The organism is Plasticicumulans sp. (genome assembly GCF_035331805.1).
GTDB lineage: Bacteria > Pseudomonadota > Gammaproteobacteria > Competibacterales > Competibacteraceae > Plasticicumulans.
In genome coordinates this window covers 1-10,605 of the sequence record NZ_DAOLKE010000106.1, presented here as the reverse complement: position 1 = coordinate 10,605, position 10,605 = coordinate 1, and the positions used below count along the sequence as shown (strand labels likewise).

At 69.9% G+C, this 10,605-nt stretch carries 9 protein-coding genes; 5 read left to right on the top strand and 4 right to left on the bottom strand.

Annotation, left to right across the window (positions count from 1 at the left end):
- Positions 1-116 precede the first annotated feature (116 nt).
- The 4 genes from PKE44_RS09420 to PKE44_RS09405 all read right to left on the bottom strand — a co-directional run bounded on the left by PKE44_RS09420 (position 117) and on the right by PKE44_RS09405 (position 3,660).
- Complete coding sequence (locus PKE44_RS09420) at positions 117-944, bottom strand: ScpA family protein (RefSeq protein ID WP_324550417.1); 828 nt, start codon at positions 942-944, stop codon at positions 117-119.
- A 24-nt stretch (positions 945-968) separates the two neighbouring features.
- On the bottom strand, positions 969-1,982 hold the full coding sequence (locus PKE44_RS09415) for a tryptophan--tRNA ligase (RefSeq protein ID WP_324550416.1): 1,014 nt from the start codon (positions 1,980-1,982) through the stop codon (positions 969-971).
- 302 nt (positions 1,983-2,284) lie between these two features.
- Complete coding sequence (locus tag PKE44_RS09410) at positions 2,285-2,947, bottom strand: site-2 protease family protein (RefSeq protein WP_324550415.1); 663 nt, start codon at positions 2,945-2,947, stop codon at positions 2,285-2,287.
- A 77-nt stretch (positions 2,948-3,024) separates the two neighbouring features.
- The gene (locus PKE44_RS09405; protein WP_324550414.1) at positions 3,025-3,660 is read right to left on the bottom strand and encodes an L-threonylcarbamoyladenylate synthase; all 636 of its coding nucleotides are present in this window, start codon (positions 3,658-3,660) and stop codon (positions 3,025-3,027) included.
- Between the two features lie 135 nt (positions 3,661-3,795).
- Here PKE44_RS09405 and PKE44_RS09400 point away from each other — a divergent pair, with 135 nt between their 5' ends.
- The 5 genes from PKE44_RS09400 (at position 3,796) to PKE44_RS09380 (ending at position 10,605) form a co-directional block, all read left to right on the top strand.
- The gene (locus PKE44_RS09400; protein ID WP_324550413.1) at positions 3,796-8,415 is read left to right on the top strand and encodes an EAL domain-containing protein; all 4,620 of its coding nucleotides are present in this window, start codon (positions 3,796-3,798) and stop codon (positions 8,413-8,415) included.
- Positions 8,416-8,518: 103 nt separating this feature from the next.
- The gene (locus tag PKE44_RS09395) at positions 8,519-9,076 is read left to right on the top strand and encodes a septation protein A (RefSeq protein WP_324550412.1); all 558 of its coding nucleotides are present in this window, start codon (positions 8,519-8,521) and stop codon (positions 9,074-9,076) included.
- Between the two features lie 6 nt (positions 9,077-9,082).
- Complete coding sequence (locus tag PKE44_RS09390) at positions 9,083-9,385, top strand: YciI family protein (RefSeq protein WP_324550410.1); 303 nt, start codon at positions 9,083-9,085, stop codon at positions 9,383-9,385.
- Positions 9,382-9,654: a BolA family protein gene (locus PKE44_RS09385; protein WP_324550408.1), complete on the top strand. Its 273-nt coding sequence runs from the start codon at positions 9,382-9,384 to the stop codon at positions 9,652-9,654. The genes PKE44_RS09390 and PKE44_RS09385 overlap by 4 nt, the downstream gene beginning before the upstream one ends.
- Before the next feature lie 66 nt (positions 9,655-9,720).
- The gene (locus tag PKE44_RS09380) at positions 9,721-10,605 is read left to right on the top strand and encodes a peptidylprolyl isomerase (protein WP_324550406.1); all 885 of its coding nucleotides are present in this window, start codon (positions 9,721-9,723) and stop codon (positions 10,603-10,605) included.

Sequence of the window (10,605 nt, the reverse complement as noted above, 5' to 3'; positions counted from 1 at the left end):
ACTGGGGATGCGCTCGGGATGACTGGGGATGCGCCCGGTACAACTGGGGATGCGCTCGATATGACCGGGGATGCGTCCATCCCCGGTGCAGCGGCGCCGGGTCGGGGTTGCGGGGCTCAGGCCCGCCGGCGCACGTGGATCGGTGCAAACGCTTCGCTCTGCACCAGCTCCAGCAGCGCCTCGCGCACGAGTTCGAGCACGGCGATGAAGGTGACGACCACGCCGAGGCGGCCTTCCCCGGCGTGGAACAGTTCGGTGAAGCGCGTGAACTGCACGGCATCGACGCGCACGAGGATTTCGCTCATGCGCGCGCGGATCGACAGCGGTTCGCGGCCGACGCGGTGGCTGGCGTGCAGTTCGGCGCGGGCGAGCACCTCGCGCAGGGCGCCGAGCAGTTCGCCGAGTTCGACGTGCGGCGGTTCGCGCACGCGCTCGTGGCGCGGCAGCGCAGCACTCGCGGCGAAGACATCGCGCTCCAGGCGCGGCAGCGCGTCGAGGTCCTCGGCAGCGCGCCGGTAGCGTTCGTATTCCTGCAGGCGGCGCACGAGTTCGGCGCGCGGGTCTTCGGGTTCGCTGTCCTCGTCGCTGCGTGGCGGGCGCGGCAGCAGCAAACGGGATTTGATCTCGGCGAGCCATGCGGCCATCGCCAGATATTCGGCGGCGAGTTCGAAGCGCAGTTCGTGCAGCAGTTCGAGGTAGGCGAGGTACTGGCGGGTGATCTCGGCGACCGGGATGTCGAGCAGGTCGAGGTTCTGGCGGCGGATCAGGTACAGCAGCAGGTCGAGCGGGCCTTCGAAGGCATCGAGCAGGACTTCGAGCGCATCGGGCGGGATGTAGAGGTCTTCGGGCAGGCGTTCGAGCGCGACGCCGCGGATGCGCGCAGCCGCAGCCGGGCCGGGCGCATCCGTGGCGTCGCCGGCGGTGCCGGAGAGTCCTTCCGTCATGCGCCGCCCGGCCGGGTCAAGGGTTCAGCCGAGCTTGCGCAGGCCGGTGGCGGCGCGAAGTCCGGCGAGGAAGGGGCTGGCGATGGCGCGGGCCTTGTCGGCACCGGCGAGCAGGATGCGTTCGAGCGCCGCCGGGTCGCTGATCAGCGCCGCGTAGTGCTCGCGCGGGCCGGCGAGCACGGAGTCGAGCTTCTCGAACAGCACCTGCTTCATCTCGCCCCAGGCGATGCCTTCGGCGTAGCGCACGCGGATGGCCGCGGTTTCGTCGGCGCTCGCGAAGGCCTGATAGATCTGGAACAGCGTCGAGCCGTCCGGGTCCTTGGGTTCGCCGGGCAGCTGCGAGTTGGTGACGATGCGCATGACCAGCTTGCGCAGCTCCTTCGCGCTCACGAACAGCGGGATGGTGTTGTTGTAGGACTTGCTCATCTTGCGGCCGTCGAGCCCGGCGAGCACGGCGGCATCCTCCTCGACCACGGCCTCGGGCAGCACGAAGTGCTCGCCGTAGATGTGGTTGAAGCGCTGGGCGATGTCGCGCGCCATCTCCAGGTGCTGGGTCTGGTCCTTGCCGACCGGCACCTTGCGGGCGTTGAACATCAGGATGTCGGCGGCCATCAGGATCGGGTAGCTGAACAGCCCCATCGTGACGCCCTTGTCGGGGTCGGCGTCGCCGGAATCGAGGTTCTCCTGCACCGCGGCCTTGTAGGCGTGGGCGCGGTTCATCAGGCCCTTGGCGGTGACGCAGGTCAGCAGCCAGGTCAGTTCGGGAATCTCGGGGATGTCGGACTGGCGGTAGAAGCAGACGCGCTCGGGATCGAGGCCGAGCGCGAGCCAGGTGGCGGCGACTTCGAGGCGCGAGCGCTGCACGCGCTCGGGCTCCTGACACTTGATCAGCGCGTGGTAGTCGGCGAGGAAGAAGAAGAATTCGGCCTCGGGATTGCGGCGCGTGGCCTCGATCGCCGGGCCGATCGCCCCGGCGAAGTTGCCGAGGTGCGGGGTGCCGGTGGTGGTGATGCCGGTCAGGATGCGGGTCTTGCTCATCGGGAGGCGGTCCAGGGCTGCGGCCGCGGACAAGGCAGCGGCGCGGGATTTCGGGTCAGGCCGGTCAGGCCGATCACACGGGATGCCGATCACGCATGAATGCGGGGTTCATCCCCCTCTCCCCAACCCCTCCCCCGCAAGGGGGAAGGGGCTGAAAAAGTCCGGGCGTTCCGCCGTGACCGGCAGGACTGCAGGGTTTTCTCATCCCCCTCTCGCCGGCCCCGGCCCTGTGAAGGGAGCAAGGCCGGGTCCGGAGCGGGCATCCGGCGGTGAACGGCTGCAGCGGCGGCAGGCGGCAGGGATCAGCCGAGCAGGCTCACGACGATCCAGAGATAGAACTGCTGCACGGCCTCGACGATCGGGCCGATGACGCGCCCGAGCACGCCGGTGGCCATCAGCACCACCAGCAGGATCAGGCCGGCCTGTTCGAAGCGGTAGAGCTGCACGCCGACGCGCGCCGGCAGCACGGCGGCGAGCACGCGCGAGCCGTCGAGCGGCGGCAGCGGCACGAGGTTCAGCACCGCGAGCACGACGTTGACGCCGATGCCGGCCGAGCCCATGAAGAACAGCGGCTGGCCGAGTTCCGGCAGCACGTGCGAAAGCCATGCGCCGAGCGCCATGACCAGCGCCCAGCCGGTGGCCATCACGAAGTTCGCCAGCGGCCCGGCCAGCGCCACGAAGGCCATGTCGCGGCGCGGATTCGGCAGCCGGTGCATGCTGACCGGCACGGGCTTGGCCCAGCCGAAGATGAATCCGGCCGTGAAGTACAGCACCAGCGGCACGATGATGGTGCCGATCGGATCGATGTGCGCGAGCGGGTTCAGCGTCAGCCGGCCCTGCTGCCAGGCGGTGGTGTCGCCGAGCCTGAGCGCTGCCCAGCCGTGGGCGACCTCGTGCAGGGTGATCGCGAACAGGATCGGCAGGGCCATGATGGCCAGGCGCTGGATGTCGTTGAGTTCGGGCATGGGTCGAGTATACGGGGCGCAGGCCGGACGCTGACAACGGCGTTGCGCTGCAGCAGATGCCGTCCCGCGCAGCCGCTTCAGGCTTCGGCGAGGAAGGCGCTGGCGTCGCCGCGGCCCTGACGGATCAGCACCGGCGGCAGGCCCTCGACCAGATCGAGCACCGTCGTCGGTTCGATGCCGCAGTTGCCGCCATCGACGATCAGGTCGAGCTCGCGCCCGAGGCCGGTCTCGATGTCCTCGGGATCGCTGACCGCGCGGTCCTCGCCGGGCGGGATCAGCGTCGCGCTCATGATCGGTTCGCCGAGTTCGGCGAGCAGCGCCGCGACGATCACGTGCTGCGGCACGCGCAGGCCGATGGTCTTGCGCTTCTCGTTCTGCAGGCGCCGCGGCACCTCGTGCGTGGCGCGCAGGATGAACGTGAACGGCCCCGGCGTCAGCGCCTTCAGCAGCCGGAACTGGGCGTTGTCGACGCGCGCGTACAGGCTCAGCTCCGACAGGTCCCGGCAGATCAGCGTGAAATTATGACGACGATCATCGATCTGGCGGATACGCTGGATGCGGGTCTGCGCATCCTTGTCACCGATGCGACAGCCGAGCGCATAGCAGGAATCGGTCGGGTAGGCGATGACGCCGCCCTCGCGCAACACCTCGACCGCCCGCCGGATCAGGCGCGGCTGCGGATTGACCGGATGTATCTCGATGCGCTCGCCCATGGACGGACCGACCCTGTAAGAAGCGGCGCGCACCTTGCCACCGCCACGCGCGGGCGGTCAAATGACCGGCCGCAGGGTTTCTGTCAGCAGCCCGTCAGCGCCCGGAATCCAGCGAAGAACAACCGGAATTCAGCCATGCAGGAATCCGAAGACGACCCGAAGGCCGGGGCCGATGATCCGGCTGCGCACGTGGAACGGGACGCCGAACGGGACGAGACCGAAGACGGCGCCGATTCCGGGCCGCGTCCGCCGCTGATCGTCGGCATCGCGGCCTCGGCCGGCGGGCTCGAAGCCCTCGGCGGGCTGCTGCGGCCGCTGCCGGCGACCGGGCGGCTGGCGTATGTGGTCGTGCAGCACCTGTCACCGTCGCACCCGAGCCTGCTGGTGCAGCTGCTGCAGCGCGAATGCGCGCTGCGCGTCGTCGATGTCAGCGACGGGCAGGAGATCGTCGCCGATACCGTCTACGTGACGCCGCCGCGCACGAACGTCTCGATCCATGACGGCCGGCTGGTGCTGACCGAGGCGAGCGACCCGGGCGTGCCCAAGCCCTCGGCCGATCACTTCCTGCACGCGCTCGCCGAGGACCAGGGCGAGAACGCCATCGCCGTGATCCTCTCCGGCACCGGCACCGGCGGCGCCGAGGGCGTGCGCGCGGTCAAGGCCGCCGGCGGCTTCACGTTCGCGCAGGACGATGCCAGCGCCAAGTACTCGGGCATGCCGGCGGCGGCGATCGCCACCGGCTGCGTCGATCTGGTGCTGCCGCCCGAGCGCATCGCCGAGGAGCTGATGCGCCTGGCGCAGCTCGGCGTCCAGGGTGGTCTGCCGGTCGGCTCGCCGCACGTGCCGGCCTCGGTGTTCGAGCGCATGCTCAGGCTGGTGCAGCGCCACACCGGCACCGATTTCCTGAACTACAAGCCGAACACGCTGCGCCGGCGCGTGGCGCGACGCATGCTCGCGACGCACACGGCGACGCTCGAAGACTACGAGATGCTGCTTGCCACCCAGTCGGGCGAGATCGAGCGGCTGTATCAGGACATCCTGATCTCGGTGACGGCGTTCTTCCGCGATGTGCCGGCCTTCGAGGCGCTGGCCGGCGTGCTGCGCGAGATGGTCGCCGAGAAGTCCCCCGACGATGACCTGCGCGTCTGGGTGCCGGGCTGCGCGACCGGCGAGGAGGCGTACACGATCGCCATCCTGCTCGCCGAGGCCCTCGGCACGCGCCTCGGCGAGCGCAAGGTGCACATCTTCGCGACCGACCTCGACACCAATGCGCTCGCGATCGCGCGCCGCGGCGTCTACCACCACAGCGTCGCGAGCGTCGTGCCGCCGCCGCTGCTGGAGCGCTACTTCACGACCGCCGGCGAGAGCTACCAGGTCGGCAAGCTGCTGCGCGATCTGGTGATCTTCGCGCGCCACGACCTCGCGCAGGACCCGCCGTTCCTGCGTCTCGACCTGATCAGCTGCCGCAACCTGCTGATCTACTTCAAGAGCCCGCTGCAGGAGCGCGTGCTCGACATGTTCCACTACGCGCTGCGCCCCGGCGGCTGGCTGCTGCTCGGCAAGTCCGAGAACCCGCATACCGCCGATCTGTTCGCGCCCTCGGCCGGCAAGGTCAAGCTGTTCCGCCGCCGCGACGCCGCCCGCGCCCGCAGCCTGCAGATGCCGCGCGTGCCGGTGCGCGAGAACGACCGCGCCACACGCCCGCCGGCACGCGCCGGCATGACGCTCGAAGAGCGCGTGCGGCTGGTCGCGCTCGCCGCCTACGCGCCGGCCGGCATCGTCGTCGACGAGGCCATGGAGGTGCGCTACACGCTCGGCGACGTGTCGCCGTACATCCGTCTTGCCGAAGGCAAGGCCAACCTGTCGATCACGACGCTGATCCGGCGCGAGCTGCACGTCGACCTGCGCGGCCTGATCCTGAAGTGCCGCAGCAGCAACGCGCTGACCACCAGCCGCCGCATCACGATGGACGGCGGCCCGGCCGTGCGTCTGGCCGTGCATCCGCTGGCCGGCGACTTCCCCGAGGACCCGCTGTTCCTGGTCTGCTTCGAGCATCCGCGCGCCGAGATCGAGACCGGCCGGGCCGGCGCCGAGTCCGAGCAGATGCAGCGCACGCTCGAACTCGAACAGGAGCTGGCCGCCTCGCGCGAGCACCTGCAGACCGTCATCGAGGAGCTCGAAACCTCGAACGAGGAGCTGCAGTCGCTCAACGAGGAGATGCTCTCGGCCAACGAGGAACTGCAGTCGACCAACGAGGAACTGGAGACCGCCAACGAGGAGCTGCAGTCGACCAACGAGGAGCTGATCACCGTCAACGAGGAGCTGCAGAGCCGCAGCGCCCAGCTGATGGCGGCCAACGCCGATCTCGAAAACCTCAAGAACACGCTGCCCTGCCCGGTGCTGGTCGTCGATGCGCGCCTGCGGCTGATGTTCGCCAACCCCGCCGCCGACCGGCTGTTCGGCCTCGACCCGGATGACTCGGTCGGGCCGTTGCACGCACTGCGCGCGAACCTCGACTTCTCGGGCCTGCGCGAGGTGGTCGAGCGCGTCATCGATGCCGGCAACGAGATGACGCACCAGTTCGCCGGCGATCGCGATCACCTGCTGCGCGCCCGCCCCTACCGCGACGCGCAGGGCCGCATCCGCGGCGCGGTGCTGGTGTTCTGGGACAACACCGACATCCGCCGCGCCGAGGAACGCATCCGCGAGCAGGTGCGGCAGATGGCGCTGCAGTCGCGGGCGCTGGCGGCGGCCGACAACGGCATCGTCATCTGTGATGCGCGTGCACCCGACCGCCCGATCAGCTACGTCAACGCCGGCTTCACGCGCATCACCGGCTACTCGGCCGAAGAGGTCATGGGCCGCAACTGCCGCTTCCTGCAGGGGCGCGAGACCGATCGCGGCATCATCACCGAGATCGCGCGCGCGCTCGCCGACCAGCGCCAGATCAGCGTGCTGCTGCGCAACTACCGCAAGGACGGCGAGCCGTTCTGGAACGAGCTGAACATCTCGCCGATGCGCGACGAGGACGGCGTCTGCACGCACTTCATCGGCGTGCAGAACGACGTGACCGAGCGCGTGCAGGCGGCCGAGCGCGCGCGTCTGGCGCTGGCGGTGTTCGAGAACACCAGCGAAGGCATCATGATCACCGACGCGCACCTGCACCTCGTGGCGGTCAACCCGGCGTTCACGGCGATCACCGGCTACCGCAGCGAGGACGCCATCGGCCAGCGCCCGACGCTGATCGCCTCCGGCCGTCACGGCCAGGACTTCTACCGGCAGATGTGGCGCGAGCTGCAGGCGCACGGCGAGTGGCACGGCGAGCTCTGGAACCGCCGGCGCAGCGGCGAGGTGTACCCGGAGCTGCTGCACATCCACGTCGTGCAGGACGATGCCGGCCACGTCACGCATTACGTCGGCATCTTCAGCGACATCACCGAGCTGAAGGCCGCCGAGCGGCGCATGCACGAGATCGCCTACTTCGACTCGCTGACCGGGCTGCCGAACCGCAGCCTGTTCAGCGACCGGCTGGCGCGGGCGCTGCTGCGCAGCCGGCGGGACAACACGCGCTGCGCGGTGCTGTTCCTCGATGTCGACCGCTTCAAGAACGTCAACGACACCTGGGGCCACGAGACCGGCGACAAGCTGCTGCAAGAGATCGGCACGCGCATCTCCGGCTGCATCCGCGGCAGCGACACGCTGGCGCGCTACGGCGGCGACGAGTTCGTGCTGCTCGCCGAGGATGTCGGCGACGGCCGCCGGCTCAGCGAACTGGCCGAGCGCATCCACGATGCGCTCACCGGCCCGGTGTCGATCGACGGCCAGACGATCGACACCGGCGTGTCGATCGGCATCGCCATCTGTCCGCAGGACGGCACGGAAGCCGAGGTCCTGCTCGCCAGCGCCGATGCCGCGATGTATCAGGCCAAGCACGCCGGCCGGCACACGCACCGCTTCCACGATCCGCAGATGAACGCGCTGTGGATCGAGCGCATGGCGCTCGAACACGAGCTGCGCGCGGCACTCGGCGGCAGCGGGCTGGAGCTGCACTTCCTGCCGCTGGTGCGCCTGGCCGATCGCAGCATCGTCGGCTGCGAGGCGCTGCTGCGCTGGCGCCACGGGCAGCGCGGCCTGCTGGCGCCGGCGGAGTTCCTCGTCTCGGTCGCCGACGTGAAGCTGCTCGGCGACATCGACCGCTGGGTGCTGCGCAGCGCCGCCGCGCAGCACCACGCCTGGGCCGGCACGCCGGCCGGCGCACTGCCGATGGCCGTGAACCTCTCGGGGGCGCTGCTGCGCGACGGCGAGCGGCTGCCGGGCCTGCTCGCCGAGATCGCCGGTTCGTGGCTGTCCTTCGAGTTCACCGAGACGACGCTGACCGAGCAGGGCGCGCCGTCGCCGCAGCTGTGGGCGGCACTGCACGCGGCGGGCCTGCGGCTCGTGCTCGATGACTTCGGCACCGGGCGCGCGAGTCTCGTGCAGCTGCGCACGCTGCCGCTGGCGGTGCTGAAGCTGCACCGCAGCGTCTATCTCGACGCCGGCGGCGAGCGCATCGACCCGGCCATCGTCGAGGCCTTCGTCGCGCTCGCGCGCGCACTCGGGCTGGAGCTGGTCGCCGAGGGCGTCGAGACCGAGGCCGAGGCCGTGCTGCTGCGCGATCACGGCTGCCCGCTCGCGCAGGGCTGGCTGTTCGGCCAGCCGCTGAGCGCCGGCGAGCTGCCCGGGCGGCTCGGCACGGCACCGCCGGCCGCCGGCTGAACGCCGGCTTAACCCGCACGGGCACGCTGACGGTGGCGGCGGCGATTCGGTATAGACTGGCCGCCCGCCGTTCCCGGCCCGTCGCACCCCTTCCGCCGCCCCGATGAAGCTGTTCCTCGATTTCCTGCCGGTCGTTGCGTTCTTCGTCGCCTACAAGCTCGCCGACATCTACACCGCGACCGCCGCCGCCATCGCCGCCAGCCTCGCGGTGGTCGCGTACACCTGGTGGCGCGAGCACCGGGTCGAGAAGATGGCGCTGGTCACGGCCGGGCTGATGGTCGTGCTCGGCGGCGCGACGCTCTGGCTGCACGACGACATCTTCGTGCTCTGGAAGCCGACCGCCGTCAACTGGCTGTTCGCCGTGGTGTTCCTCGGCAGCACCTTCGTCGGGGATCGCAAGCCGATGGTGCGCCGCGCGCTCGGCGCCCAGATCGAACTGCCCGAGCGCCAGTGGCGTCAGCTCAATCTCGCCTGGGTGACGTTCTTCGCCGTCTGCGGCGCGCTGAACCTCGTCGTCGCGTTCCACTTCGACCGCGACACCTGGGTCAACTTCAAGCTGTTCGGCCTGCTCGGACTGACCGTGCTGTTCGTGTTCGCGCAGGGCTGGTGGCTGATGCGCCACCTGCCCGAAGGTCGCGATTCCGTCGCCCGAAAGGAGTGATCCCGCATGTTCTACGCCCTGATCGGCCGGGACCATCCCGGCACGCTGGAGGCACGCCTCGCCGCGCGTCCGGCCCACCTCGAACGCCTGCACGCGCTGCAGGCCGAAGGCCGGCTGCTGCTCGCCGGTCCGCTGCCGGCGATCGACAGCCACGACCCCGGTCCGGCCGGCTTCGTCGGCAGCCTCGTGGTCGCCGAGTTCGAATCGCTCGAAGCCGCGCGCGCCTGGGCCGATGCCGACCCCTACGTCGCGGCCGGCGTCTACGCGGGCGTCGAGATCCATCCGTTCCGCAAGGTGCTGCCGGCATGAGCGCCGGGCGCATGCAGCGCATCGAGGCCTGCCTGCGTGCGGCCTTTGATCCGGTCAGCGACTTCGCCATCTTCGACGACAGCGCCCAGCACGCCGGCCACGCCGGTGCGCGGGAAGGCGGGCACTTCCGCGTGCGCATCGTCAGCCCCGCCTTCGCCGGTCTGAATGCCGTCAAACGCCATCGCGCGGTCTATGCCGCGCTCGGCGCGCTGATGCAGACCGACATCCACGCCCTGGGCATCGATGCCCGCACCCCGGACGAGCCGTGATCCGGCCGTCTGTTTCTTTCCGGACTTTTCCAGATGCTTCCGATCGGACAGGACCCCACTGACAACATGACGACCACCGTCCGCCACGCCCCCGCCCTGCTCGCCCTGGCCCTCGCGCTCGCCGTCGCCGGCAACGCCACGGCCCAGCAGCCGGCCCCTGCTCCGGTCGCACCGCCGGCGGCACCGGCCGCCACCCCGGCGCCGAAGCCGCTGCCCGATCCGGTCGCCGTCGTCAACGGCGAGCCGATCGCGAAGAGCACCTTCCTGACCTACCAGCAGCAGCGCGCCCGGCAGATGGCCGCGCAGGGCATGCCGCTCGATCCCGACGGCAGCCGCGCGCAGATCGTCGATGAGCTGGTCATGCAGGAGCTGCTGGTGCAGCAGGCCGTGAAGGACAAGACCGCCGAGGATCCGGAGGTCGCGGCCCAGCTCGATCTCCTGCGCCGCAACATGCTGGCGACCGCGGTCGTGCGCAAATACCTGAAGACCGCCCAGCCGTCCGAGGCCGACATCAAGGCCGAGTACGACAAGGCGGTCGCGAACATGAAGACCAAGGAATACAAGGCGCGCCACATCCTCGTCGACAGCGAGGACAAGGCGAAGCAGATGGTCGCCGAGCTGAAGAAGGGCGCGAAGTTCGAGGACCTGGCCAAGGCCAATTCCTCGGACGGCTCCAAGGACCAGGGCGGCGATCTCGGCTGGTTCACGCCGGACATGATGGTCGAGCCGTTCTCGCAGGCCGTGGTCGGCCTCGACAAGGGCAAGTACACCGAGACCCCGGTCAAGACCCAGTTCGGCTGGCACGTGATCCAGCTCGAAGACGTGCGCGACCAGACCCCGCCGCCGCTCGACGAACTGCGCCCGCAGCTGACGCAGATGCTGCAGGGCAAGCTGGTCAACGACTATCTGGAAAAGCTCAAGGCCGGCGCCAAGGTCGAGGTCAAGGAGTAA